The following is a 25780-nucleotide window of genomic DNA, read 5'->3' as shown; positions in this document are numbered from 1 at the left end:
TCCTGAAGAAAAGAACTTCAAAAATTCATGATTGACTTAAAAATAAAAAATGGCCTGATCAAATCAGGCCATTTTTATTTCGTCGAAATTTCTGAAACCGTTCAGAAAATCTTTGATATTCATTCTTTTTTTTCCTTCTAATTGTAATTCTGAAGGAAAATAAACTCCGTCATTGGTATAGATTTTAAAATCATTTTTTGAAATATTCAAAGTACCTGCTGTTTGACCATGATTTGAAATTTCAAATTTTCCACCGAATATTTTCAGTCCTTTTTCTTCTTCACCTATTTTTAAAGTAGTGAAAGCTGCAGGATAAGGAGACATACCGAGGATAAACTGATGAACTTCCTTTGAGCTTTTTGTCCAGTCTATCCGGGTATCTTCTTTAAATATTTTATAAGCATTTTTAGGATGTTCAACCTGTGGCTGAGGTTTTTCCTGAATGGAATTTTCAGCAAGCCCGTCAAGGGTTTTTACAACTAATTTCGAGCCCATTTCCATGAGTCTGTCATGAAGGCTTCCTGCATTCTCATCAGGCAGAACTTCCAGCTCTTCCTGAAGCAGAATATTGCCTTCATCTATTTTTTCGTTAATGAAGAAAGTCGTTGCACCTGTTTTTTCTTCTCCATTGATCACTGCATAATTAATCGGGGCAGCTCCCCTGTAATCGGGAAGTAATGATGCATGAAGATTGAATGTTCCCATTTTAGGCATCTCAAAAAGGATTTTAGGCATCATTCTGAAAGCGACTACGATGAAAACATCAGCGTCCAGCTTTCTGAGCGCTTCTAAAAATTCAGGATTCCTCAGTTTTTCGGGCTGAAAAACAGGAAGATTATTTTCTACAGCAAATATTTTCACAGGAGACTGGTTTATCTTCTGCCCACGTCCGCTTGCTTTGTCAGCAACGGTTACAACGCCTACTATTTCATGATGTGACTGATGAACGGCTTCCAATGAGGTTTTTGCAAACTCGGGAGTTCCTAAAAAAACGACTTTCAGTGATTTCATTCTGCAAAGATAGGAGTCTTTTAAATCATTTAAAAATTAAAATATTAAAGAATTAAAAGATGAATGAGTATTTGTTATCCGGCATTTATCAATTATCATTCATTACCTATCACTCATTACTCATGATTCAACGCGTAAGTCCTGAAGTTCAGCATTTTTATTTTACCTGAATCCAGGAGGAAAATAAGGTTTTCTAAAATGCTCTCTTTTGACTGATAGCTTAGCTGTACGGAAAGCTCTTCAATAGTAGCAGGCTTCTTCGTTAATAATTTGATGATCTGTGCCGAAACATTTTTTCCGAAGATGGATCGTTTATTCTTTTCGCAGACTGAACACTGTCCACAGTTTTTAGAGTTTTTCTCTCCAAAATAGGAAAGAATAAGTTTCATTTTACAATAGTCATTATTTTCTATGTAAAATTTCATTTCTTCCCATTTCTGAATTTTGGTTTTTTGAATATGCTCGAAAAGTTTCCAGTAAGCACTGTTAATGATTCTTTCATCCCTTGGTTTTAAAAATTTTACGCTGGATAAAGCTCCATCAACATATTCTACATAGTTTTTCTGTTGCAGTTCTTTAAGACGTTCTTTAATTAAATGAACACTTACTCCGATTTTATTACTGACGTTTTGTTCACTGAACATGACTTTATGGGTTGTAATACCTGAAACCGTGCGGAGAAGAAGCTCTATAAAATAACTGTCTTTATGGGGCAACTGATCAATTTCATCAGCCTGCATCAGTAGTTGTAAAGAAGATAAACTTTTATTGTCGTTATAGTAGATGATTTCCTGGTTGTGGAGGAAATTCAGGACATTTTTAATTTTTGCCTTTGAGAGCCTGGTGAAATTCTGGATTCCTGTAGTATTCAGCTGAAAGACCTTTTCTGGCAGCTCATTTTCTGCAACCTGGAAAATAGAGTAGAGGTAGGTAACAATTTTCAGAAATTCGACTTTATTGGGAATCTGATTTTTTAAGATCTGGTCAAAGTTTAAAATTTCCTGTTGATTCCAGAGTAGAAAAGCAAAGCTCTTTTTTCCGTCTCTTCCTGCCCTTCCTATTTCCTGATAATAATTTTCCAGTGAAGGAGAAGGCGAATAATGGATTACGAAACGTACATTATCTTTATCGATTCCCATGCCGAAGGCATTCGTGGAAATCAAAACATTACTGTTGCTATTATTCCAAATTTGCTGTTTGATGTTTTTTTCCTTTGTCGTTAATCCGGCATGGAAAAAATCAACATGTTTCAATTGATTATTGTGAAGAAACTCAGTAAGTAATTCTGCCTCTTTCCTGGAGCGGACATAAACAATTCCGGAATCCTGTGTATATTTTAAAATTGTATAAACACGCTGGAATTTATCGGAGACTTCTTCGGTGTAAATTTTAATGTTTTCCCTTTTAAAACTTTTCTGAAAAACCTCCGGTTTCCTGAGCTCAAGTTTAGATTTAATCTCTTCCAGAACTTTCGGCGTGGCAGTTGCTGTTAAAGCCAGGCAATGAATCTCAGGATTATTTCTTCTGAATTCTTTTATATTCTGATAGCTTGGACGGAAATCCTGTCCCCATTCGGAGATACAGTGTGCTTCGTCTACTGCTATAAAAGACATTTGAGTTTCTTCAATATTTTGCAGGAACTGAGTATTGGTAAGCCTTTCAGGTGAAATATAAAGAAGCTTTGTCAGACCGTCTTTGCATCTGTTATAAATTACTTCAGCATCAAATTCATCGAGCTCTGATGACAAATATTCTGCTTCAATACCCCGAAATTTAAGCTGATTTACCTGGTCTTTCATCAGGGCCAGTAATGGAGAGATAACAATACAAACCCCTTCTTTTAATAAGGCCGGAAGCTGATAGCATAGCGATTTCCCTGCTCCTGTAGGTAGGAGAACGAGAGTATCTTTTTCGTTGAGCACAGAATTGATAATTTCTTCCTGTGAATCTCTGAACTGATCATAGCCCCAAAAATGTTTAAGAGTTCTGTATTTTAGCTGGTGAAAGTCTTGTGAAGAAATCATGGCGTAAAAATAAGGAAAGAAATATAACAAAAAAAGTCACGCATTGCGTGACTTTTATATAAATAAATAATTAGTTTATTATTTTGCTTCAAAGTAAACTCTTCTGTTTGCTCTGTTTTTCCATTCAGGACATTTTGTAGCTGGTTCACACTCAGGATATTTAAGGTCTTTTTCACCTTTACCTATAGCGTTAAGTTTACCTGTCTGAACACCGTTTTTGATTAAATAATCTTTAACGTTATTTGCTCTTCTTTCAGATAGTTTCTGGTTGTAAGCATCAGTTCCTCTTGTATCGGTAGCTCCTACTACATTGTAAGAACCTTCTGAAGAATTGATATAACCAACAGCGTTGTTAAGGATCGGTGTGTTTGAAGGTAAGATTCTGTCAGAATTTAAATCAAATTCAATTCCTTCCAATGTTCTTTCCGTTTCTTTTACAGGCCCTGTAGTCGTTGTAGGACAACCGTTGTTTTCAACAGGTCCGGGAACTGTAACACACTTGTCGTAAAGGTCGATTACACCATCCAGATCAGTATCAAGAGCTACACCGGCACCATCCACTCTTGCTCCTGCAGGAGTATCAAGTTGTCTGTCCCAATCGTCACAAACTCCGTCATTATCAGCATCTCCTTTTTTACAAACTTCGATATCCTGGTTTTTATTAGCTAAAACATCTAATTTGTAATAGATTTCCTGTAACGGGTCATGCCACATTAAGTGAGACTCGTGTTTTCCCAATTTCAACGAAACCCCTAAAGTTGTGTTGAAGAAATTGTCTGAAGTATTTTCTTCACGTTGGTTAACAGCACTGTATTGTGCTCCTCCACCATCGAATTCATCATCACCGGAAATTACGTACATTACCCTTCCTTCAATGTCAATTCTGTTATTAACTTTGAATTTAAGACCTGTACCAACCTGACCGAATAATGAATTAAATTTAAAAGGCTTAACCTCAGTCATTAATGCCTGCTTGTTATTAGCCCCTTTTTGGTAAGCTCTGTAAGCCAATGTACCGATACCTGCATACCCGTGAAGTGCCCATCTGTAAGGAGAGTGGTTATCTACTCTTCTCAAAAGGTTTGAAAAGTTGATATCCCCCAATAATGAGATTGCATCATACTGGGTTCTGGCAGCTACTTCCTGGTAAGGCATTCCTGACGGTGCAGAATCTTTAGTACTGAACCAACCTTGTCTTGTTTCTCCTCTGTCATATTGTAATTTAAGACCAAAAGCATGGGTAATGGCTTTATCGATACTTACATATGCAGAATACCCGAAAAGGTTTTTCCCGTTCCCATTCTTTATAGATGTTAAATCAGCAGACTGCATAAGCGGTACGCCGGCACCTATTGAAATTGCCCAATCATTAAATCTTTTAGATTGTTGGGTAAAAGGAGAAACATTGGCAGAGCCCGAAGAAAACGTGTTCGGATATTCTCCATTTGAAACTGCCGTTGAGTCTTGTGCAAAAGAAGCTGTTGGAACAGCTAATGCTAGTGCTACAATTGCTAAACTTAATTTCATAGTGTATTTTTTATTTAGTTAATTAAATGATTTATTATGCAAAAGTAAGTTTTCTATTCTTAAATACCAATAAATTATATAACCTTCGTTCAGAAAATTATATAAATTTAGGAAAAAAAAATCATTCCTGAAAGATAAAAAAATAAATAGGCCGGAAAAAAACTTTCCGGCCATTTAATTTATAAGAAATTATTTTCTTTTACCTGACGATTTTTTTATCGACTTTTTTACAGGAGCTTCCTCATAATCTTTCTTCTTCATCGCTTCCCACTCCGAACTGTTTTCAATAAAGCGTACTGTAACTTTTCTGTCTGCCAATCTTTCTTCATCGCTGGCAGTTGCCGGGAATTTAGCTTCCGCAGACCCAACTCCTCTGGATTTAAGTGAGTTTAAAGAAACTCCTCTGTTTTCCAAAGCAGCTACTACGGCGGCGGCTCTTTCCTGGGAAAGTTTTAAGTTATAAGCAGGGCTTCCTTTAATATCTGTGTGGCCTGTAAGTAAATAATTACCACCATTTTCTTTAATTATTTTTGCAGCTTGATCTAATCTATCATTAGACTCAGGTCTGATAGTAGCTTTATTGAAGTTAAAGTAAACATCTTTAAGCTCCTGCTCTACTACAGTTGCTGTTTGATGATTGTCTTTTACTATTGGGCAACCATTGTTTTCAGCAGGTCCGGGAACCGTAACACACTTGTCGTAAAGGTCGATTACACCATCCAAATCTGCATCAAGAGCTACACCGGCGCCATCCACTCTTGCTCCTGCAGGTGTATCAAGCTGTCTGTCCCAGTCATCACAGATGGCATCTTTATCAAGATCTCCTCTTTTACACAAATCAACGTCCTGTTTTCTGTTAGCTAAAACATCTAATTTGTAATAGATTTCCTGTAGCGGGTCATGCCACATTAAGTGAGACCCGTGTTTTCCCAATTTCAATGAAGCTCCTAAGGTTGCGTTGAAAAAGTTGTCTGAAGTATTTTCTTCACGTTGGTTAACAGCACTGTATTGTGCCCCTCCACCATCGAATTCATCATCACCGGTGATGACATACATTACTCTTCCTTCAAGATCAATTCTGTTATTGACTTTGAATTTAAGGCCTGTACCAACCTGACCGAATAATGAGTTAAATTTGAAAGGTTTAACCTCAGTCATTAATGCCTGTTTGTTATTAGCTCCTTTTTGGTAAGCTCTGTAAGCCAATGTACCGATACCTGCATACCCGTGAAGCGCCCATCTGTAAGGAGAGTGATTATCTACTCTTCTCAAAAGGTTTGAAAAGTTGATATCTCCTAATAATGAGATTGCATCATACTGGGTTCTGGCAGCTACTTCCTGGTAAGGCATTCCTGACGGTGCAGAATCTTTAGTATTGAACCAGCCCTGTTTTGTTTCACCTCTGTCATATTGTAATTTAATGCCAAAAGCATGGGTAATGGCTTTATCAATACTTACATAGGCAGAATAACCAAAAAGATTTTTCCCGTTCCCATTCTTTATAGATGTTAAATCTGCAGACTGTAGAAGAGGTACACCCGCACCTATTGAAACAGACCAGTCATTAAATCTTTTAGATTGTTGAGTGAAGGGAGAAACATCAGCAGATCCTGATGAGAATGTATTGGGATATCCGCCATTAGAAACAGCTAGGGAATCTTGGGCAAGTGAAGCCGTTGGCACAGCTAATGCTAATGCCACAATTGCAAAATTTAATTTCATAGTGTTGTGTTTGAACAGAAACTATAGGGTCAGTTTTTTAACTAACCCGATAGTTTAATTTTGTATAATATGTGTTTGTTTATTATTTGGTAGGACAGCCGTTGTTGTCAGCTGGTCCGGGAACGGTTACGCATTTGTCGTATAGGTCGATAACTCCATCAAGATCCATATCCAATGCAACACCGGCGCCATCTACTCTTGCTCCTGCAGGAGTATTCAGCTCTCTATCCCAGTCATCACATACACCGTCGTTATCGTTATCTCCTTTTTCGCAAACTACAAAATCTGTTGTTGCATTTTCAAGTACATTAGTTCTGTAGTAAGCTTCCTGTAAAGGATCATGCCAAGCTAAGTGAGAAAGATGTTTTCCAAGTTTGAATGATACCCCTAAATTCACAGTCCACATATTATCAGATCTGTGCTTATTGATCATGTTATATTTGGAAACTTTTGATGCCGGATCGTAATCTGCGGGTCCGGACCAACCACCACCATCAAACTCGTCATCACCACTAAGGATATACATTGTTCTTGCTTCAATATCAACAAGTTTTGAAACTTTATACTTCAAACCAACACCAAATTGGTAGAAGATTGAGTTAATGTCAAGATCCTGTTTAATGAATAACGGGATTCTGTGTGGAGTAGTGCTCCATCTGAATTCATTGTTGTCGTGCAAAGAGGTATTATACCCCTGAACTCCGATACCTGCATACCCATGTAATGCCCATCTGTAAGGAGAGTGGTTGTCAACTCTTCTTAAAAGATTTGAGAAATTTACATCTCCCATCAAAGCAATCTGGTTGTACTTCGTGTCAGCAACACCTACTCCTGCAGCTTGTCCGGCTGCACCCTCAAGCTGAGCTTTTTGTTTGGTCTCACCTCTTTGATAGATAAGGCTTAAACCAAAGGTATGAGAGATTTGTTTGTCTATGCTGACGTAAGCATTATATCCCCAGTTCACTTTACCGTCATAAAAAGAGGTAAGATCAGAATGAGTCATAAATGCTGCGCCACCTCCGACTGAAATAGACCAGTCGTTGAATCTTCTCGCCTTGTTATCAAAAGGCTGAACATTAGCTGAACCCGAAGAGAATGTATTAGGGTATTTGTCCGAAGAATTTACTGAAATACTATCCTGTGCATAAGTAGCAATAGGAAGTGCGGCCAATAATAATAAACCTAATTTCATACAATATGTTTTATGTTTTATAGATAAAATCTTTTAATAATACTCTGGAAAATTCCCTTTCAAAAAGATGTTTTTTATGAGGGATTTCCAACCTTTCTGATACAAAATTCAAATTATCATAACTAACGATATCAATGTCTATGATCCTGTCACTATAACTTCCGGATACCTTAGAATCGCTAATTCTTCCCATCTCATTTTCAATACTTTTAACAAAATCAAGAAATTGAATTGGTGAAAGATGTGTGCGTATTATTGATGCAATATTACAAAAAATATTGGAACTGACAAATTCTATAGGTTCGGATGTCAAAAATTCACTAATTTTTAATATCTCATTACCCTTTGATTTAATTTTTTCTAAAGCCTGTTCTAAATTTTTTTTTCTGTCTCCGAGATTACTTCCGAGTAACAAAACTACCTCATGTTGCGACATATTTGAAAATGATTGATTTTATGAAAAGTTTTTTTAAAAATGTTTTGGCAAATATAGTGGCAATTGTCATACTATGTGCTGTATTTTTCTTCTTTTTTATTATGATGCTGGTGTTTAGTTCTATGAGTAGTGATAAATCGGTAACGGTGAAAAAGAACTCGGTTTTAACAATTAATTTAAAAACGATGATTATTGACAGCCCTACGGAAGAGCAAAAAGGACTGTTTGATATAAGCAATCAAAATAAAAGTATTCTGTTATATGAGGCATTGGAAGCCATCAATAAAGCAAAAACAGATGATAATATCAAAGGGATAAGTATTGAAGCAGACGACCTGTATGCAGGGCTTACCCAGGTTGATGATTTAAGGAATGCCATTGAAGATTTCAAAAAAAGCGGAAAATTTGTTTATGCCTACGGGAATACAGCCTCACAGATGTCTTATTATTTAGGGTCTGTGGCAGATAAATATTTTTTAAACCCCTCAGGAATGATTGAACTGAAAGGCTTAGCCACTGAAGTTGCTTTCTTTAAAGATTTTGCGGATAAATACGGAATCGGCATCGAAGTGATCCGTCATGGAAAATTCAAGTCTGCAGTAGAACCATTTTTAAGAAATGATATTTCTCCGGAAAATAAAGAGCAGTTAAGCACTCTTTTAAACGATTTATGGAAAAATACATCAACAAGAATTGCAGCTTCAAGAAAAATTGATACCGCTCAGTTTAAGACCATTGTTGACAGCCTGTACGGAATGATACCGGAACAGAGCTTGAAATACAAACTTGCCGATCAGCTGATCCAGAAAACCGAATATGATCGCCTTATCAAATCTAAGTTAGATCTGAAAGATGAAGATAAATTAAATAAAATTTCATTGGGAAAATATATTAATTCTTATTCTGGCGATGATGCTAAATCAGGCGATAAAGTTGCTGTATTATATGCGTCGGGATCCATCAATAACGGGGATGAATATAATGAGATTTATTCTGAAAAATATATCAGATACATCAAAGACCTTCAGGAAGATGATAAAGTAAAAGCTGTGGTATTCAGAATTAATTCTCCGGGAGGAAGTGCCAATGCTTCTGACGAAATTTTATTTGAGCTTCAGCAGTTGAAAAAGAAAAAACCGCTTATTGTTTCTTTCGGAGATTATGCAGCATCAGGAGGATATTATATTGCGATGGCAGCAGATAAAATTTATTCCGAACCTAATACACTTACCGGATCTATCGGAGTTTTCGGGGTGATTCCTTATTTTAAAGATCTTGCCAATAAAAACGGGATACGCTCAGATATTGTTGCGACTAATGCAAATTCGCAGTACTATTCTTCATTAAATGGTGTAAGCCCTTATGGAGTAAGTATGATTACAAAAAGTGTGGAAGGTACTTATAAGAGATTTGTACATTTCGTTACCCAAAACAGAAAACAGACTTTTGAGCAGATCGATACTGTAGGCGGCGGCAGAGTATGGAGCGGGACCAGAGCGAAGCAGATAGGTTTGGTAGATGATCTCGGAACTTTAAATGATGCGGTGAAATTTGCAGCCCAGAAAGCGGGATTGAAATCTTATCATGTGGCTTCTTATCCTAAGCAGATGTCTGCTTTTGAACAGATCTTCAAAGATTTCAATGAAGATGATATCTCAGCGAGGGTGATTAAAAACAAAATAGGGAAGGCTAATTATGAAATCCTGCAGCAGATTACCAGCGAAAAGCTGAATTCTGAAATAAAAATGGAAATGCCTTATCAGATAAAAACTAACTAAATTATATATTTTATTTTACAGAAACGCCGGATCTGAATTTCAGATCCGGCGTTTGTTTTTTTAATATTTTATCAGCTTTTTTTCGAGGCCATTCCGAATATCCAGAGCACAACCAGCGCTCCTCCAACGGCGAGTAGCATACTTCTGAAATCAAAGCTGTCAACGGTTCCCCATCCTAAAAGGCTTCCAACAAATCCGCCTACAAAAGCTCCGACGATTCCTAAAATAATGGTCATCAGCCATCCGCCTCCCTGAGTGCCCGGCATAATCATTTTTGCAATTGCTCCTGCGATAAGACCAAATATGATCCAAGTTAAAATTCCCATAGTCGTAAATTTTTTAATTGTTAATATTAATAAAAAGTGTTTTACTTATTTGGGAAAACATGATAAAAATCATCTTTTCTTGAAGAATGAGTCAACAAATTCCGTACCATTAAACAATTGCAAATCCTGCATTTTTTCGCCCACTCCTATATATTTCACCGGAATCTGGAACTGATCGGAGATGCCGATTACGACTCCTCCTTTAGCAGTACCGTCTAATTTTGTAACGGCAAGAGCATTCACTTCGGTGGCGGCTGTAAACTGTTTAGCCTGCTCAAAAGCATTCTGCCCTGTGGAACCGTCAAGAACCAGTAAAATCTCATGGGGAGCATCAGGAATAACCTTTTGCATCACTCTTTTGATTTTTGAAAGCTCATTCATTAAATTGATTTTATTATGAAGTCTTCCTGCCGTATCAATGATGACTACGTCTGCTCCCTGGGCAACGGCGCTTTGTACTGTATCAAATGCAACGGAGGCCGGATCGGAACCCATATCCTGCTTTACGATCGGGACATCCACTCTCTGGCTCCAGATAGTCAGCTGGTCAACAGCAGCGGCTCTGAACGTATCGGCAGCTCCCAGAACAACTTTCTTGCCTTCAGATTTAAACTGATAGGCCAGTTTTCCGATAGTAGTGGTTTTACCCACACCGTTTACTCCTACAACCATAATAACATAAGGTTTTTTGGAGGTATCTATATTTCCCGTACCTGCGTGTGGATTTTCCAGCAATAATCCTGAAATTTCTTCACGAAGAATTGTATCGAGCTCATTTACATTAACGTATTTATCTCTGGAAACACGTTCTTCAATTCTCTCTATGATTTTAATGGTAGTGGATGCACCTACATCGGATGCAATAAGTACTTCTTCCAGGTCATCAAGTACTTCATCATCTACTGTGCTTTTGCCGACTACGGCTTTTGTTATTTTTTCAAAGAATCCCTGACTGGATTTTTCCAATCCTTTATCCAAAGATTCTTTTTCTTCTTTCTTGAAAATATTTTTAAACCAACTCATAGTTTTAGTTTATTCTTATTTGTTTTTAATCACTGCAGTGGCTTCTACTTCTACAAGCACATCTTTTCTGAAAAGGCTGCTTACTTCTACAAGACTGCTTACGGGAGGGCTTTGAAGATTGATATATAAATCCCTGACTTTTCTGAAGTCTGGTGTCCGGGTTATATCTGTAATAAATATCCCCAGTTTTATAATATCTTTTCCTGTACCGCCATATTCTTTCAGAATGTTTTCGATATTTTTGAAAACCTGATGGGTCTGATCTTCTACATTATTTCCCACGAGATTGCCTTCCGGATCCAGAGGAACCTGTCCGGATAATAAAATCATTTTAGAATTTCCACAGTCAATGCTTACTGATTGTGATAATCCTTTAATGTTGAAAACTTTTGGAGAACTTTTATATGCTGTAGGGTTCATGGTTTTCTGACTGAATGAAAATAGAAAAATTACTGTGCAGACCAGAACAAAAATTTTTTTCATATTTTACGTATTAATCATCTGGCGAACAAAGATAACAAAAAAACTACCCAAAATATGAGTAGTTTTTTATATTGTAAATAAAGTACAGATTATTTTTTTAAATAACCGTCAACTTCGTCTGCATTCATTACTTTTTCTTCAAAAACGTAAGCCCCTGATTTAGATGACTTAACCATTTTCACAACTTTAGTCATTTTTTTTGACTGTCCGCTTTGTAGGGTTGCTACTACTTTCTTTGCCATGGTAAATTATATTTTATAAATTACTTGATTTCTTTGTGAACTGTAACTTTCTTAAGAACCGGATTGTACTTTTTAAGCTCTAATCTCTCTGTCGTGTTCTTTTTATTTTTAGTAGAAATGTATCTTGACATTCCCGCCATACCGCTTTCTTTGTGCTCTGTACATTCAAGGATTACTTGAACTCTGTTTCCTTTTTTTGCCATGATTTAATTACTTTTTAATCAATCCGTTTCTTACAGCTCTTTCAAGAGCCTCTTCGATTCCAATCTTGTTAATCACTCTCAATCCATGAGCTGATACTTTCAGCGTAACGTGCTTATCTTGCTCCGGAAGGTAAAACTTCTTCTCCAATAAGTTAATTTCAAAACGACGCTTCGTTTTGTTATTAGCGTGAGAAACGTTGTTACCAACCATTGCACGCTTTCCTGTTATTTGGCAAATTCTTGACATATCTCGATGTTCTTATTTGTATAATATTTGAGAGTGCAAAATAACGAAGAATTTTTTAGATAGACAAATCTTTTATAAAATATTTGCAAATAACCTGTTGATTAATAATATTGAAAGTTAAGCGATTTCTGGTCATAGAAGAATACAGCGATGATGCTGGTACATTTCATATCAACTTACAATCTTTAATGTCTTTAACCGTTAAATTGATCTTAATGATTAATTCTAAGCTTTTTTGCTCTGGAATTTATTCTGGAATCTTTTAATTAAAAAATAGAAAAGAAGGAATCCTAACGCAAAAATTGAAATTCTTGTCAGCAAGTCCCCCGTTCTTGTATAAAACGTCTGTTGGTCATACAGATTTATCTTAGCAAATAATGCCGTCTGGTCGCCATAAAAAGTATCGGCAACGACGTTCCCCTTTGCATCGATATGGGCAGAGATCCCACTGTTGGCTGCACGGGCGATTTCTCTTCTTGTTTCTATAGCTCTTAATCTGGCGTAAGATAAAAGCTGTTTATGGCCTTCCGTAACGCCCCACCAGGAATCATTGGTCATGATGGCTAAGAAGTTGGCTCCTTTCTTTACATAGTCGGTTACAAATTCTCCATAAATACTTTCATAACAAATGATAGGAGCAAGCTTTCCCTTGTTGTAAGGATTGGAAAAAGCGACTCTTTCTTTATCTGTTCCCAATGAAGCTACGGTTCCGCCCAGGTTAAGCATGGCATCTCCTAAAATGGGCTTTAAAATATTCATATAAGGGAAGATTTCCACTCCGGGAACAAGCTTTCCTTTGTGATACACTTCCACTTTCCGGCTCGGAACAATTTGTACTGCCGAATTATAGCTTTCGACCCAAAGTCCCTGGTTGATCTGGTAAGCTTCCTCAGGCAGGTTTTCAGTGCTTGAATAAAAACGGTGTGAGGAAATTCCTGTTGAGAATACAGAACCCGGATGTTTTGAAAGAAATCCTTTGATATTGTTTAATAATATACTCTTTTCAAATGCAGTCTCAGAAATGGAACCTCTTCCCGGGATTGCCGTTTCCGGAGCTATATAATAATCTATTCTTCCTTTTGAATTCTTTTCGGCAAGGTTTAATAAATCATTTTCTATGGTCAGGCTATCTTGAGAATATTTTTCTGCATAAGGGTCAAGGTCTGGCTGAAGAAGCAAAACATTGACCTGTCCAATGGGTTTTTCATCGAAATTATTGTACTTGATTAATGAAATAATCATCGGGAGGATAATGGCAAGAACAAGGATGGAAACATTTCTGATCAGGTCTTTTCTTTTTCTTCCGGCTTCCCAGGTCCTCAGGGTATAAAAAATAAAAACATTAGTCAGTAAAATCCAGAAACTTCCGCCGGTAGCGCCCAATGTGTCATACCATTGAACCAACTTAGGGTATTCTGAAAATACATTTCCAAGGTTTAGCCATGGCCACGTTAATTCCCAGGACATATGGAATTTTTCAAAACTCATCCAGAGGGCTACTAAAAAAGCCAGCCCCCAATACGTTCCCTGGGCATTTTTATACCAATGATAACACTGGAAAACCAATGAATACAAAAAGGAATTGACTAAAACCGGAAATACAACAGCCATCAGAGAGTGGCTTCCGTCCGGGTTTTTAGAACCGTACAGCCATCCTGTGGTTACGATGTTCCAGATCATAAAGCACAGATAGGATAATCCGAAAACCATCCAGCTTTTTCTTTTATAATCTGAAAATCTGGAAATGCCATGCTCCATCATTAAAAGAGGAACAAGAGCAAAAAATATGAAGAAAGGAATTCCGTAAGTGGGCCAGGATATTGATAGCAACATCGCTGAAATGAGCGTAAGAAGTACGTATTTCATTATATTCAATTAACATACAAATTTAATGTTTTTGAAATGAATAAATTGACAATCGATGTTAAAGAAATTTTACCCACTCATTATTTTTCCATATACATCCGGCGCTTATCCGGGCTGGTTGATATGCCGGCTTATGGAAAATAAATTTAACCGTTTAGCTCTTTAGCACGTTTCTCAGCATTTAAAATTCCGTTTTTCAAAATTTCTTTGAAGTGGCTATCTTCAAAAGTTTTTAAAGCTGCTTCCGTAGTTCCGCCTTTGGAAGCGACATCGCTTATTAGTTCTTCAAGGTTTTTATCGGAATTGTTAATCAGATGATAGGCACCAAGCATCGTTTGCTTTACAAAAAGTTTAGACAGGTTTTCTTCAATCCCCATTTCGATTCCGGCTTTGATCATGGCATCTATAATGTAATAGAAATAGGCAGGTCCGCTGCCGGAAAGAGCTGTAACACCATCCAGCAGATCTTCATCTTCCAGATAAACCGATCTTCCGGTGCTGTTTAATAATCTTTCAATATTAATGATCTGGCTGAAAGAGATTCCGTCAGCAGAAGTGTAGCCGGTAATCCCCATTCCTAAAAGAGTAGGGGAGTTGGGCATTGCTCTTACAACAAGGGGATGATTTAACAGTTTCTGGATTTTCTGAATTTTAATTCCGGCCATGATCGATAAAATCATCTGGTTTTCCTTTAATGAAAATGAAATGTTTTCAGCAACATTCTGAAAATCCTGGGGTTTTACAGCGATGATAATTAAATCTGCATCCAATTCTTTAATTTCCTCAAAAGTTGAAATTTTTGAGCCCGGGAATTCTTCAGATAATTTAGAAATTTTAGAGGGATTCCTGATGATAAGATGCAGGTCCTGACGCCTGATCAGCTCATATTTCAAAAATGATTTCGAAAACGATAATCCCATGTTTCCGGCTCCCAAAATGGCTATTTTCATAAATGTTTTTTGTTATTCCAACTTAATTTTTTAAGTATTTTTTGAAGGTGACAGAGTAATTATCATTAAAAGTAATAAATTCTAAATTTTTAAAAGAAATTTTATGAGGTTTTTTATATATTTTACCAGTGGCATCATAATTTTTAATGGTAACCGATTGCCCATTGATATCTGAAATTTCACCAATTGAAAACAGGTTCTTTTTCTTTTTCAGACTTTCTACAATACAGTGGAAATTCTGCTTCTTTAGTGATTTAAAAAGTGATTCCGGGTTTTTTAAAGAAGTATTGTCGATAATTCTTTGGTTGAATTTAATCAGCCCTTCTCCAGAGAAAATCTCTTTTGTTTTTTTATCAAATCTGTTGTTCCGGATGTTTTCAATTCTCTTGTAAGGGATGATTTTAAGGCCTGACAAGTTGAAATCATGAGTCTCCTGGATCATCAGAAAATCATCAGACATTTTAAGAATGAATCCAAAAATATACCCGTCCGGGCTTTTTTCCGAAAGATATATTTTTACATAATTATTCTTGTCAATATGCTTTTGGATAAGCTTTCTGAATTCTTTTTCCGTTAAGTCTTTTGCCATGATCTTTGTATTAAAAATGGTTTTTAATAATTGAAGGGATGAAATTTAATGAAAGTAAATGTTTTATAAATATTAAATTTTATTCAACAGGGTTTCATATTAAAAAACAACTGCATTTGCAGTTGTTTGGAAGATTATTTTTTAGAAATTTTATTCTCTTTATTTATGAAGGCTCAGGTCAAATAATATTCACTTCTCTTTCAAGTTCAATCCCAAATTTTTCCTTTACCGAATCGATAATCATTGTTGAAAAGTCAAAAATTTCTTTCCCTGTTGCATTTCCTGTAGCATTCACGATAACCAGGGATTGTAATTGATGGGAAGCTACGTTTCCAATTTGTTTTCCCTTCCAGCCGCATTGCTCGATCAGCCATCCGGCAGGAACTTTCACTTGATTCCCATTCGGATAACCCTGGATGTTTTCAAATTTCTGTTTTAATACTTCAAACTGAACAAGAGGAATGGTCGGATTCTTGAAAAAGCTTCCTGCATTTCCAATAATTTTCGGATCCGGTAACTTGCTTTGTCTGATATGAATTACCGCTTTGGAAATATCCTGTATCGTAGGATTTTGAATGCCCATCTTTTCCAGCTCAGACTGAATGGCACCGTATTCGGTTTTAATGATATGGTCTTTTTTGGTCAGCTTAAATGTAACTTCAAGAATTACATATTTTCCTTTCCCTTCCTGCTTGAAAATAGAATCCCTGTATGCGAATCTGCATTTTTCCAGGTCGAAGTTTTCAATCCCGAGAGTTTCGAGGTTCAATACTTTACAATTAACAAAAACATCTTTTATTTCTGTTCCGTAAGCGCCAATATTCTGCATTGGGGAAGTTCCTACATTTCCCGGAATTAAGGAAAGATTTTCCAGCCCGCCATAATTATTTTTCAAACAATACATGACAAAGTTATGCCAGTTTTCTCCGGCTTTGGCAGTGATCAATACTTCATTTTCTGTCCGGTTTTCTTCTGTTATTCCTTTTAAATCAAGTTTAATAGCAAGACCATCAAAATCTTGGGTCAGTAAAATATTACTTCCACCTCCAAGAAACAGGATGGGAAGGGTTTGAACGTCTGAGAAGTTGAGTGCATTCTTCAGTTCTTCGGTATTGGTGATTTCTGTGAAGTATTTTGCACTGACTTCTATACCGAAAGTGTTATATGGCTTTAAGGAAAAATTTTCGTACATGGGATTTACTGGTATTCTTTCGGAAGAATTTTTTCTATCCGGATTTTTAGTTTTTGAAATTGCTTATAATGAATGTTGTCAACATAAGAATTTACATAGACATGGGATTTTTTCGGAGTTCTGATCTGAAAGGTTTCATCAGTCCCGTCAACGGGTTGTTTACTTGGTGAACTTTTGATTTTATCCAACGTATTAGGATCAATAGCGGAAACCATATTTTGCCAGGTTTCGGGAGTAATGGCGGCATCCCAACGATGGTGGGTCTTGTCTGCTGCGATGCCCCGTTCTGAATGAATGGAATCTTTTGTGATTCTGATAATCCTGTAGCTTCCTAAACTTCCACCAATATCAGATAAACTGATGGATGTAATTTCATTTGGGTTTTTGACAGTAGTAGTCCTTTTCTTTTTAAGGCAGGAAAAAAATGTCAGCAATAAAACGGTTGAAAAGAATATTTTCAGACTGATTTTTTTTATTGCTGACATTGTTATGATTTATAGATTAAATTCTGATTTGTATTGCTGTAGTGCATCTTTTAAAATTTCGGCACTTCTTTTTAAATCCTGTTCTTTTAAAACATAGGCGATTCTTACCTGTTTTTTACCCAGTTCAGGATTGCTGTAAAATCCTCCTGCAGGAGCCACCATGATGGTTTCGTTTTTGTGGGTATATTTTTCCAGGAGCCATTGAGCAAATTTTTCAGTATCATCCACCGGAAGCTCAGCTACACAGTAAAATGCTCCTTTAGGTTTCGGGCAGATCACTCCGGGAATCGCATTTAATAAATCTACCAGGATATTTCTTCTGTGCGTATATTCTTCTCTTACTGCACGGATGTAGGCTCCGTCATTCTGGTGAGCGGCAGTCGCTGCAATCTGTCCCAAAAGAACCGGACTCAGTCTTGCCTGTGCAAAAAGCATGGCTGCATCATGAATTTTTTTGGAGCGGGTAATCATACACCCGATTCTTACTCCACACATAGAATAACGCTTGGATTCTGAATCAATGATGATACAGTTTTCGCTTAATTCAGGGAAAGCCAACATTGAAATCTGCTGTTTGCCATCATAAACGTATTCTCTGTAAACTTCATCAGAAATGACTACGATGTCATATTTTAAAGCAATTTCTGCCAGCTTCTGAAGTTCTTCACGGGTATAAAGATAACCTGTTGGGTTTCCAGGATTGCAGATTACAATTGCTCTGGTTTTTTCAGTGATTTTTTTCTCAAATTCTTCAATCGGAGGAAGGGCAAAACCGGTATCAATTGTTGATGGAACAGCCACCACATTTACATTGAATGTGCTGGTGAATCCGTTATAGTTTGCATAATAAGGCTCCGGGATAATTACTTCATCACCATCATCACAAAGAGTAGAGATGGCAAAGTTCAATGCTTCAGAACCACCATTGGTTACAATGAAATTATCAGGAGTCAGATCTTTAAAATCCAAAGAATGATAATATTCTGTAAGGGCTTTTCTGTATTCTATATTTCCTTCGGAAAGAGCATATTCCAATACTTTTAAATCAATATTCTTTAAAGCATTTAAAGCCGTTTCCGGGGTCTCAATGTCCGGTTGCCCGATGTTGAGGTGATATACTTTTATTCCTTTTTGTTTTGCTTTAAGGGCGAAAGGAACCAGTTTTCTTACCGGTGACGGCGGCATGTGTTGTGCTCTGTTTGAAATATTAGGCATTGTTCAAAAATTTGTATGGCAAAAATAAGATTTAATTTTCCAATAATAAAATAATAGCTACGGAGAGGAAAAATATTGGTATTTTGTTATTTGTATCATATTTTTTCTTTTTGTAAATTTTATGTTATATTTTAACTTGTTTAATTGTTATATGGTATTTTGAACATTTGAAAGTATTTGTTATTTATTTATGTTATTTTGATATTTTAATAAAAAAATATTAAGTAAAAGTTTTTTATATTGTTTTTTTATTAAATTTACGATCGTAATATTGATTTATATGAAAATAAAACTATTTGTTGGAGCTTTAAATTTGATGGCTCTTTTTTCTGTCTCAGATTTAATGGGACAAAACTTTCAGACCATGCCGGTGCAATCCGGATATTCGGCTGATGTGATTGCTAACGGAATTGGTTCTTCTATGACCTCTACAACGATGGATGTGGATGGAGCATCTTTTGCTTTTGTAGCACGGGATTTCCAGCTTACTTCATCAAGTATGCCCCTCACTTACGGAATTCCTTCAGACGGACTGATCAATTCTGTGGCTGCCGGAACTCCCGGTTTAAGCTTTAAACTTGGTGATCTGAGTGGAAATAACTCTTTAAGAATGGCAGGTTCCAACGATACCGGAACTTTGATTTTTACAACTCCGAAAGCTGCTTTTAGATTGTATATGTTGTCTACCAGCGGAAGTGGTACTTCTGCAGTGGATATAGTGGTGAATTTCACGGATAATACTACGCAGACATTTACAAACATCGGGCTTCTGGATTGGTACGATGGTGCCAACTTTGCGATTCAGGGGATCGGAAGGATCAACAGAACCAATGATGTTCTGGAACCGAATTCTACCAACCCAAGGCTTTATCAGGCTGAGTTAGTTATCGATGCAGCCAACCATGCCAAACCGATCCAAAGCGTTACTATAACAAGAAATGCTTTAGGTAATGGTGTTTCCAATATTTTAGCTTTTTCTGCTGATGCATATTCCGATTGTGCAGCTCCAACTATACAGCCGGTGGGTACACTTACACCTAATTCAGCACAGGTATCATGGACTGTTCCTCCTACCACTCAGGCTTCAGGATATGATCTGTATTACAGTACAGGTTCTACAACGCCTACAAGTTCAACCACACCCAGTTTACCCGGGCTTACAGGAACTTCGACAACAATAGGCAGTTTAGCTCCGAATACAGTATATTACTATTGGGTAAGAACAAACTGCAGCACGGCAACAGGCCAGAGTGTATGGTCTTTTGCAGGTACATTTAAAACATTGTGTGGCCCTATGACTTCAATGTATGAGAATTTTGATTCTTATTCTACAGGATCTATCGTGCCTGACTGCTGGGCAAGAATTATCACTAATGGAAGCCAGACTATTACTTCTACAACACCGGCTTCGGGTACAAGAAATATCTACCAGTACTGTTCAAGCTCACAAACCCCCAGTGTTGTTGTTTTACCGGAATTCAGTAACATTAATGCAGGAACTCATTGGCTAAGATTTAAAGCAAGAGTAAGCTCGGCTACAGGAACATTGAATGTAGGCTATGTAACAGATGCTGCGGATGCGAGTACATTTGTTCCGATTCAAGCCTTAAGTATTGCTAATACCAACTATACCACTGCAGCTGCAGAATATACCGTAATAGTTCCTGCTTCTACACCGGCAAATGCAAGATTGGCGATAAAAAATACTGCAGATGGAAAGTCTTATTATTGGGATGATGTGTATTGGGAACAGATTCCGACTTGTTTTGCACCAACAGCTCTAACCGCTTCAAATCCGGGATTAACGACAGTAGATTTGGCGTGGACAGCCCCGTCTACTCCTCCTGCGAATGGATATGAATACTATTATTCTACCAACAGTACTACACCGATAGCTACAACAACACCTTCAGGAGTTACAGCTGCCGGAGTTACTTCAACAGGACTTTCTAACTTAAATCCTAGTACCAACTATTATGTTTGGGTACGCTCGGCCTGTAGTGCAGCTGATAAAAGTGCATGGACTTATGTAACTACTTTTAAAACATTATGTGGTAGTATAGCAACGATGTATGAGGATTTTGATTCTTATTCTACAGGATCTATCGTTCCAGATTGTTGGGCAAGAATAGCAGGATCAGGTTCACAGACCATTACATCTACCTCGCCGGCCTCCGGAACAAGAAATATTTACCAGTATACCGGTACATCAGCAACCCCGAGTATTGCAGTACTTCCTACATTCAGCAACGTCAATGCGGGGACGAATCAGTTGAGGTTTAAAGCAAGAGTGACAAGCGGAACGGGAACCCTTAATGTAGGATATGTTACCGATATCACTGATGCTGCTTCATTTGTTCTGATACAGGCTGTAACAATCAGCAGTAATTCTTATTCAGATTCTAATTCAGAATATATTGTTTCTGTCCCTACATCTGTACCTGCAAATGCAAGACTGGCTATTCATAGTATGAATGATGCGAAAGCCTATTATTGGGATAATGTATATTGGGAAGCTTTACAATTAAGTACTTCTGATGTAAACGTTAAAAAAGAAACGGTGAAAATTCACCCGAATCCGTTCAAAGATGTAGTGTACATTTCTGAAACGAAGGAGATTAAATCTGTAATGATCGGTGATTTATCAGGAAGAGTAGTGCAGACTATTCAAAATCCGGGTAAAGAAATTAATTTAAGTATGTTGAATTCCGGATTGTATTTAATCACGATCCAGTTTAAAGACGGTTCAAGATCTACAGTAAAAGCAATTAAAAAATAATTTTTAAATTGATATTGAAGAGACGGCTATAAATTTTTTATAGCTGTCTTTTTGTTTATAAATTTTAGATCAAACTTATCTATAAATTTCGTTATTTTGAAAACCCTTAAAATAAAATCGAAATGCAAATTCCTGCTATATCCATAGAAGATTATATCTCAAAGATTCCTGAAGAAAGACAGGAAGTATTTAAAAAACTGTTCGATACGGTTAATGATAATTTGCCCAAAGGCTTTAAAGAAAATATCAGCTACGGAATGGTAGGCTGGGGAGTTCCTTTGGAAACTTATCCGGCAGGCTACCACTGTACACCCGGTTCGCCCTTGCCTTTTATAGGGTTGGCTTCACAGAAAAACTTTATTGCCTTATATCATATGGGTATCTATGCAAAGCCTGATTTATTGGAATGGTTTGTATCGGAATTTCCGAAACATTCCAAAAGAAAACTGGATATGGGAAAATCTTGTATAAGATTCAAAAAGACAGACGATATCCCGTTCGGATTAATCGCTGAGCTAAGCAAAAAAATGACTGTTGATGGCTGGATTGAATGTTATGAGAGCAACTTTAAAAAGTAAGCTTTTACTTAAGCTGGGTGCTGTTGCTTTTATTTTGCTGCTGGTTATCAGTTGCAAAGCCAATCCGGTTTCAGATCTGAAAAATGGTGACCTGCTCTTCGTTACAGCAAAAGAATCCGGTCTTTCGGGAGCGATCAACAAGGTGACGCAAAAACAGAAGAGTGCTTCATTCGATCACATCGGTATTCTGGAAAAAGAAAACGGTCGATTTTTTGTTCTGCATGCTGCCCCTAAAGGAGGCTCTCAAAAACAGACTTTAAAAGATTTTATGAATGATCAGAGAAAAGACCGGCAAAATATAGTGGTGTATCGTCTAAAGCCGGAATTTCAGCATACAATTCCTTCTGCAGTTGAGAAAGCCCATAGCATGTTAGGAAAACCATACAATTTCAATTATATTCTTGATGAGAGCTCTTATTACTGTTCAGATTTTATAGAAAGGGCATTCAGGGGCGATCATATTTTTAAACTGGAACCCATGACTTTTATAGATCCGAAAACAGGAAAAACCAATGCTTTCTGGGAAGAGTTTTATCAGAAGAAAAATTTAAAGGTTCCTGAAGGTGAGCCCGGCTGTAATCCTAATGGTTTGGCGGGTTCAGAAAAACTGGTACGAATAAAGGAATTATAGATTTAAAGTTTTATATGCAGGAACTAAAATTTGAATAGATACAGATCTTTACAGTACATTATCATCTGCCAAATCTGCTCAATCCACGAGAAAAATAATATTGAGACTGTCTCAAAAGTAAATAATACTCTGAGAATCTCCTAAAAGTCAAAAAGAGTTGTCATGCAGGAGATTCCGGAACAGGGAGGACTTTTGAAACAGTCTTTTTCCTTTTTATAAACCCATATAAGGTTTCAGCCCAAACATACATCACAAGCAAAAGTGTTAAAATTTAAAATTATTAGTCCACTAATTTTGTGGACTAATAATTTTTTATATTTTTGTCAAAAATTTAATGCATTACGCGAATAAATCAAACATGGTCTAACCCCAAAATGTTTAATTATGATTACACCCAATCCGAACCTGCAGGTTTTACAGAATAGATTAAACCTTCCTAAAAAAGAATTGATACTGGAAATAGAATTAAATGGTAAAATGAAATTTGAGCAATTGCTTAATATCATCTATAATCAGTTCGGAATTTGTCACCGGGTGTTATCAGCTAATGTAGAATATGTGCAGGGCCGTAGCTTTGGGTCGGTTCAGTTATACATCAGTGCAAATTCAGAAGATTGTCGGGAACTCGAGCTTTATCTGAATAAAAATAAACTTTTGAATACAACGGTAGAGTATCTCTGCAGGAAGTATTCTTAGGGGAGATTCATATAGTTTTAATTACAAGAGTGTTCAGTTTACTGGACGCTTTTTTTATTTCCGGGTGATAACTAAAAAAACATTATTTTTAAAGTAAATAAAAACAAATAATATATGATCACAATTATTGTTATCGTTGCTGTAGTCGTTCTGTTTCTTCTTTACGGCGTTTCTGTTTACAACCGGTTGGTAAAATTGAAAAACCTGGTTCAGGAAGCATGGAGCAGCATTGATGTAATGCTTAAAAAACGTCATGACCTTATTCCCAATCTTGTGGAAACGGTAAAAGGATATGCCACCCATGAAAGAGAAACATTAGACAGTGTTACCAGAGCGAGAACCCAGGCTGTAGGTGCCAATTCTGTCGAAGCTAAAGAAGCTGCAGAGAAAAACCTGAATCAGGCCATGATGAATCTGTTTGCTGTAGCAGAGCAATATCCGGACCTGAAAGCGAATGCTAATTTCCAGCAGTTGCAGTCTGAACTTACCTCGATAGAAAATGATATTGAAAAATCAAGAAGATATTACAACGGAACGGTAAGAGAAAACAATACTCTCGTAGAATCTTTCCCGAGTAATATCATCGCTAATATGTATAAATTTGAAAAGTCGCCGTTTTTTGAGCTGCAGAATATTGCGGAGAGAGAAGTTCCAACTGTAAATTTCTAGCTCATGAAAAAGTTTTTGTTGCTTTTTTGCCTCCTGCTATATACAGCTGCCTTTTCCCAGGAAGAGCCCGGGCGTCCTGATCAGATGTCAATTGTAGAAGGAGTTGAAAGAATAACTTCCTTTCATACCGACATTGATGTTGATAAAAATTCAGGGCTCACGGTTACGGAAAGCATCAATGTTCATAGCCTGGGAGAAAATATTAAAAGAGGGATTTACCGTGCGTTGCCTTTATCCAGAAATCTGAATAACAGGACACAAAAGGTAAAATATGATATTATTTCCGTTAAAAAGAATGGTTCAGAAGAAGACTATCACAAAAAAATAGAAGATGGTTTTCTGAAAATTTATGTCGGGAATAAAGATATTATCTTAAATCCTGGAGATTATCAGTACGAAATAAAATACAAAACGGAAAAGCAAATCGGTTTTTTTGATACCTATGATGAGCTGTACTGGAATGTAAACGGAACCTACTGGGATTTTGAAATCGATAGCATTTCGGCGAAAATAAATCTTCCCGAAGGTGCAGGGATTATTCAGAACTCCTGTTATACCGGGAGATACGGAAGTAATTCACAAAGCTGTACTTCAAAAATTTTATCGGATCATTCAATAGAATGGAGTGCAGCAGGGCTTCAGGCTAATGAAGGGCTTACTATCGCTGTCGGTTTCAAAAAAGGAGTGATGATCCCGCCTCCGCCACCAACTTTTCTTGAGAAATTCGGAGTTCTTATTGGCGGATTTATTGTCTTTTTAGGATTGCTGTTCTACTATTTTTCTACATGGAGAAAGTATGGCGTTGATCCGGAAAGTCCTGTGGTTTATCCTCAGTTTAATGCTCCTGAAAATCTTTCACCGGCTTCATTAGGCTATATAAAAAGTGAAAATTTTAAAAATAAATACCTCACTGCGGCAATTGTCAACCTTGCCGTGAAAGGATATGTAAAAATAATTGAAGGTGAAGATTCAGGTATTCTGGGACTTTTCAATACAAAAACATTTACCATTCAGAAATTAAAAGAGCCCGATGAGGTTTTACCGAAAGAAGAAATTAATCTGATGAATACTCTTTTTACGGGAAATAAAGACACCGTGAAATTTGACGGAAAATATGACCCGAAGATTGAAAAAGTAGTCAATAGCTTCAGGGAAACCTTAAAATTCCAGCATGATAAGTTTTTGAATGAAGGGAATAACGGAAGTAAAATTATTTTACCGGTTTTAATTACCACTATGGTCTATGCGTTAGGTTTATTTTTAAGTTATAAAATATATCCTGAAGGCGAAAAAATAGTCATTGGCGGATTTCTGTATGCTGTCCTTTTCATTGTATTGGGGTTAACGATGATTCTGTTTAAAAATGTTTCCTGGAAATATTTAACCCCCATTCCGGCACTGGTTTTTCTGGCGATCGGAGGTTTGATAACCAAAGGGCATAATGCGGTGGAAAGTAATAATTTTAATATCTGCTATATCTTTATAGCACTGGCATTTACTTCACTGATCATTTATCAGAATCTGATTAAAAGGCCATCAGAAGAAAAATTAAAGAAAAAATCACTGATTGAAGGTTTTAAAATGTATATGGGGGCTGCAGAAAATGAACAGCTTAAATTTCACAATCCGCCTCAGATGACGCCGCAGGTTTTTGAAAACCTTCTGCCTTTTGCGATGGTTTTGAGTGTTGATGAGATTTGGGGTAAAAAGTTTGATGAAATGCTGAAAAAGATGGCCAGCGGATCAGATTATGTTCATACATGGTATGTAGGAAGTTCAATCAATCATTACAGCTTTGGAAATACTTTGAATTCAAGCCTTACCCATTCCATACAATCGGCAGCAACGCAGCCATCCAGTTCCGGGAGCGGTTCCGGTGGTGGTGGATTCTCCGGCGGCGGTGGCGGTGGTGGTGG

25 protein-coding genes are annotated in these 25780 nt (G+C 36.9%); 7 read left to right on the top strand and 18 right to left on the bottom strand.

Features of this window, described 5'->3' with window-relative positions:
* Window positions 1-63: 63 nt before the first annotated feature.
* From fmt to folK, 6 genes are all read right to left on the bottom strand, one after another.
* Window positions 64-1011: a methionyl-tRNA formyltransferase gene (fmt, locus tag PMI13_RS06350; RefSeq protein ID WP_007841856.1), complete on the bottom strand. Its 948-nt coding sequence runs from the start codon at window positions 1009-1011 to the stop codon at window positions 64-66.
* A gap of 116 nt (window positions 1012-1127) precedes the next feature.
* Complete coding sequence (locus PMI13_RS06345; RefSeq protein WP_007841854.1) at window positions 1128-3035, bottom strand: RecQ family ATP-dependent DNA helicase; 1908 nt, start codon at window positions 3033-3035, stop codon at window positions 1128-1130.
* Window positions 3036-3113: 78 nt separating this feature from the next.
* Window positions 3114-4562, bottom strand: coding sequence for an OmpA family protein (locus PMI13_RS06340; protein WP_007841853.1), 1449 nt, complete (start codon window positions 4560-4562; stop codon window positions 3114-3116).
* A 189-nt stretch (window positions 4563-4751) separates the two neighbouring features.
* On the bottom strand, window positions 4752-6284 hold the full coding sequence (locus PMI13_RS06335; RefSeq protein WP_007841836.1) for an OmpA family protein: 1533 nt from the start codon (window positions 6282-6284) through the stop codon (window positions 4752-4754).
* Between the two features lie 82 nt (window positions 6285-6366).
* Window positions 6367-7476 carry a hypothetical protein gene (locus PMI13_RS06330; protein ID WP_007841834.1) on the bottom strand — a complete coding sequence of 370 codons (1110 nt, stop codon included), beginning with the start codon at window positions 7474-7476 and terminating at the stop codon, window positions 6367-6369.
* A gap of 10 nt (window positions 7477-7486) precedes the next feature.
* Window positions 7487-7912, bottom strand: a complete 426-nt coding sequence (folK, locus tag PMI13_RS06325; protein WP_007841832.1) for a 2-amino-4-hydroxy-6-hydroxymethyldihydropteridine diphosphokinase — start codon at window positions 7910-7912, stop codon at window positions 7487-7489.
* Window positions 7913-7932: 20 nt separating this feature from the next.
* Here folK and sppA point away from each other — a divergent pair, with 20 nt between their 5' ends.
* Window positions 7933-9690: a signal peptide peptidase SppA gene (sppA, locus tag PMI13_RS06320; protein WP_007841831.1), complete on the top strand. Its 1758-nt coding sequence runs from the start codon at window positions 7933-7935 to the stop codon at window positions 9688-9690.
* Between the two features lie 71 nt (window positions 9691-9761).
* On the opposite strand, the gene PMI13_RS06315 is transcribed toward sppA, so the two are convergent.
* The 12 genes from PMI13_RS06315 to PMI13_RS06265 form a co-directional block, all read right to left on the bottom strand.
* On the bottom strand, window positions 9762-10016 hold the full coding sequence (locus PMI13_RS06315) for a GlsB/YeaQ/YmgE family stress response membrane protein (protein WP_007841828.1): 255 nt from the start codon (window positions 10014-10016) through the stop codon (window positions 9762-9764).
* Window positions 10017-10085: 69 nt separating this feature from the next.
* The gene (gene ftsY, locus PMI13_RS06310) at window positions 10086-11039 is read right to left on the bottom strand and encodes a signal recognition particle-docking protein FtsY (RefSeq protein ID WP_007841826.1); all 954 of its coding nucleotides are present in this window, start codon (window positions 11037-11039) and stop codon (window positions 10086-10088) included.
* 15 nt (window positions 11040-11054) lie between these two features.
* Window positions 11055-11522 carry a RidA family protein gene (locus PMI13_RS06305; protein WP_007841824.1) on the bottom strand — a complete coding sequence of 156 codons (468 nt, stop codon included), beginning with the start codon at window positions 11520-11522 and terminating at the stop codon, window positions 11055-11057.
* An 89-nt stretch (window positions 11523-11611) separates the two neighbouring features.
* Window positions 11612-11764 (bottom strand): DUF4295 domain-containing protein, encoded by a 153-nt coding sequence (locus PMI13_RS20865; RefSeq protein WP_002976755.1) that lies wholly within the window; start codon window positions 11762-11764, stop codon window positions 11612-11614.
* Between the two features lie 20 nt (window positions 11765-11784).
* A complete protein-coding gene (gene rpmG, locus PMI13_RS06300; protein ID WP_007841812.1) occupies window positions 11785-11967 on the bottom strand; it encodes a 50S ribosomal protein L33 in 183 nt (60 codons plus the stop codon).
* Window positions 11968-11974: 7 nt separating this feature from the next.
* Entirely contained in the window at window positions 11975-12214 is a 240-nt protein-coding gene (rpmB, locus tag PMI13_RS06295) for a 50S ribosomal protein L28 (RefSeq protein ID WP_007841810.1), read from the bottom strand.
* A gap of 225 nt (window positions 12215-12439) precedes the next feature.
* On the bottom strand, window positions 12440-14080 hold the full coding sequence (lnt, locus tag PMI13_RS06290) for an apolipoprotein N-acyltransferase (protein WP_007841807.1): 1641 nt from the start codon (window positions 14078-14080) through the stop codon (window positions 12440-12442).
* A 146-nt stretch (window positions 14081-14226) separates the two neighbouring features.
* On the bottom strand, window positions 14227-15030 hold the full coding sequence (gene proC, locus PMI13_RS06285) for a pyrroline-5-carboxylate reductase (protein ID WP_007841805.1): 804 nt from the start codon (window positions 15028-15030) through the stop codon (window positions 14227-14229).
* Window positions 15031-15052: 22 nt separating this feature from the next.
* Window positions 15053-15619, bottom strand: a complete 567-nt coding sequence (locus PMI13_RS06280; protein WP_007841803.1) for a hypothetical protein — start codon at window positions 15617-15619, stop codon at window positions 15053-15055.
* 178 nt (window positions 15620-15797) lie between these two features.
* Complete coding sequence (gene murB, locus PMI13_RS06275) at window positions 15798-16811, bottom strand: UDP-N-acetylmuramate dehydrogenase (protein ID WP_007841802.1); 1014 nt, start codon at window positions 16809-16811, stop codon at window positions 15798-15800.
* 5 nt (window positions 16812-16816) lie between these two features.
* Window positions 16817-17296 carry a hypothetical protein gene (locus tag PMI13_RS06270; RefSeq protein WP_007841801.1) on the bottom strand — a complete coding sequence of 160 codons (480 nt, stop codon included), beginning with the start codon at window positions 17294-17296 and terminating at the stop codon, window positions 16817-16819.
* Window positions 17297-17305: 9 nt separating this feature from the next.
* On the bottom strand, window positions 17306-18511 hold the full coding sequence (locus PMI13_RS06265; RefSeq protein ID WP_007841800.1) for a pyridoxal phosphate-dependent aminotransferase: 1206 nt from the start codon (window positions 18509-18511) through the stop codon (window positions 17306-17308).
* Window positions 18512-18791: 280 nt separating this feature from the next.
* Between PMI13_RS06265 and PMI13_RS06260 the strand changes: the two genes are divergently transcribed.
* The 6 genes from PMI13_RS06260 to PMI13_RS06235 all read left to right on the top strand — a co-directional run.
* Window positions 18792-21290 (top strand): fibronectin type III domain-containing protein, encoded by a 2499-nt coding sequence (locus tag PMI13_RS06260; protein ID WP_007841799.1) that lies wholly within the window; start codon window positions 18792-18794, stop codon window positions 21288-21290.
* A 122-nt stretch (window positions 21291-21412) separates the two neighbouring features.
* Window positions 21413-21868, top strand: coding sequence for a DUF1801 domain-containing protein (locus PMI13_RS06255; protein ID WP_007841798.1), 456 nt, complete (start codon window positions 21413-21415; stop codon window positions 21866-21868).
* Window positions 21828-22499, top strand: coding sequence for a YiiX/YebB-like N1pC/P60 family cysteine hydrolase (locus tag PMI13_RS06250; RefSeq protein WP_007841796.1), 672 nt, complete (start codon window positions 21828-21830; stop codon window positions 22497-22499). Before PMI13_RS06255 ends, PMI13_RS06250 begins: the two co-directional genes overlap by 41 nt.
* A 384-nt stretch (window positions 22500-22883) precedes the next feature.
* Window positions 22884-23195 carry an NIL domain-containing protein gene (locus tag PMI13_RS06245; protein ID WP_007841795.1) on the top strand — a complete coding sequence of 104 codons (312 nt, stop codon included), beginning with the start codon at window positions 22884-22886 and terminating at the stop codon, window positions 23193-23195.
* Between the two features lie 114 nt (window positions 23196-23309).
* Window positions 23310-23864 carry a LemA family protein gene (locus tag PMI13_RS06240; RefSeq protein WP_007841794.1) on the top strand — a complete coding sequence of 185 codons (555 nt, stop codon included), beginning with the start codon at window positions 23310-23312 and terminating at the stop codon, window positions 23862-23864.
* A 3-nt stretch (window positions 23865-23867) separates the two neighbouring features.
* On the top strand, window positions 23868-25780 hold a 1913-nt coding region (locus PMI13_RS06235), incomplete at its 3' end, for a DUF2207 domain-containing protein (protein WP_007841793.1).

This window comes from Chryseobacterium populi, from assembly GCF_000282115.1.
Taxonomy (GTDB): Bacteria; Bacteroidota; Bacteroidia; order Flavobacteriales; family Weeksellaceae; genus Chryseobacterium; species Chryseobacterium populi.
This window is presented reverse-complemented; position numbering and strand designations above follow the sequence as displayed.

Coding starts and splice junctions, on each gene's coding strand:
- fmt (WP_007841856.1), bottom strand. CDS start 1,011: ATGAAATCACTGAAAGTCGTTTTTTTAGGAACTCCCGAGTTTGCAAAA.
- PMI13_RS06345 (WP_007841854.1), bottom strand. CDS start 3,035: ATGATTTCTTCACAAGACTTTCACCAGCTAAAATACAGAACTCTTAAA.
- PMI13_RS06340 (WP_007841853.1), bottom strand. CDS start 4,562: ATGAAATTAAGTTTAGCAATTGTAGCACTAGCATTAGCTGTTCCAACA.
- PMI13_RS06335 (WP_007841836.1), bottom strand. CDS start 6,284: ATGAAATTAAATTTTGCAATTGTGGCATTAGCATTAGCTGTGCCAACG.
- PMI13_RS06330 (WP_007841834.1), bottom strand. CDS start 7,476: ATGAAATTAGGTTTATTATTATTGGCCGCACTTCCTATTGCTACTTAT.
- folK (WP_007841832.1), bottom strand. CDS start 7,912: ATGTCGCAACATGAGGTAGTTTTGTTACTCGGAAGTAATCTCGGAGAC.
- sppA (WP_007841831.1), top strand. CDS start 7,933: ATGAAAAGTTTTTTTAAAAATGTTTTGGCAAATATAGTGGCAATTGTC.
- PMI13_RS06315 (WP_007841828.1), bottom strand. CDS start 10,016: ATGGGAATTTTAACTTGGATCATATTTGGTCTTATCGCAGGAGCAATT.
- ftsY (WP_007841826.1), bottom strand. CDS start 11,039: ATGAGTTGGTTTAAAAATATTTTCAAGAAAGAAGAAAAAGAATCTTTG.
- PMI13_RS06305 (WP_007841824.1), bottom strand. CDS start 11,522: ATGAAAAAAATTTTTGTTCTGGTCTGCACAGTAATTTTTCTATTTTCA.
- PMI13_RS20865 (WP_002976755.1), bottom strand. CDS start 11,764: ATGGCAAAGAAAGTAGTAGCAACCCTACAAAGCGGACAGTCAAAAAAA.
- rpmG (WP_007841812.1), bottom strand. CDS start 11,967: ATGGCAAAAAAAGGAAACAGAGTTCAAGTAATCCTTGAATGTACAGAG.
- rpmB (WP_007841810.1), bottom strand. CDS start 12,214: ATGTCAAGAATTTGCCAAATAACAGGAAAGCGTGCAATGGTTGGTAAC.
- lnt (WP_007841807.1), bottom strand. CDS start 14,080: ATGAAATACGTACTTCTTACGCTCATTTCAGCGATGTTGCTATCAATA.
- proC (WP_007841805.1), bottom strand. CDS start 15,030: ATGAAAATAGCCATTTTGGGAGCCGGAAACATGGGATTATCGTTTTCG.
- PMI13_RS06280 (WP_007841803.1), bottom strand. CDS start 15,619: ATGGCAAAAGACTTAACGGAAAAAGAATTCAGAAAGCTTATCCAAAAG.
- murB (WP_007841802.1), bottom strand. CDS start 16,811: ATGTACGAAAATTTTTCCTTAAAGCCATATAACACTTTCGGTATAGAA.
- PMI13_RS06270 (WP_007841801.1), bottom strand. CDS start 17,296: ATGTCAGCAATAAAAAAAATCAGTCTGAAAATATTCTTTTCAACCGTT.
- PMI13_RS06265 (WP_007841800.1), bottom strand. CDS start 18,511: ATGCCTAATATTTCAAACAGAGCACAACACATGCCGCCGTCACCGGTA.
- PMI13_RS06260 (WP_007841799.1), top strand. CDS start 18,792: ATGAAAATAAAACTATTTGTTGGAGCTTTAAATTTGATGGCTCTTTTT.
- PMI13_RS06255 (WP_007841798.1), top strand. CDS start 21,413: ATGCAAATTCCTGCTATATCCATAGAAGATTATATCTCAAAGATTCCT.
- PMI13_RS06250 (WP_007841796.1), top strand. CDS start 21,828: ATGGCTGGATTGAATGTTATGAGAGCAACTTTAAAAAGTAAGCTTTTA.
- PMI13_RS06245 (WP_007841795.1), top strand. CDS start 22,884: ATGATTACACCCAATCCGAACCTGCAGGTTTTACAGAATAGATTAAAC.
- PMI13_RS06240 (WP_007841794.1), top strand. CDS start 23,310: ATGATCACAATTATTGTTATCGTTGCTGTAGTCGTTCTGTTTCTTCTT.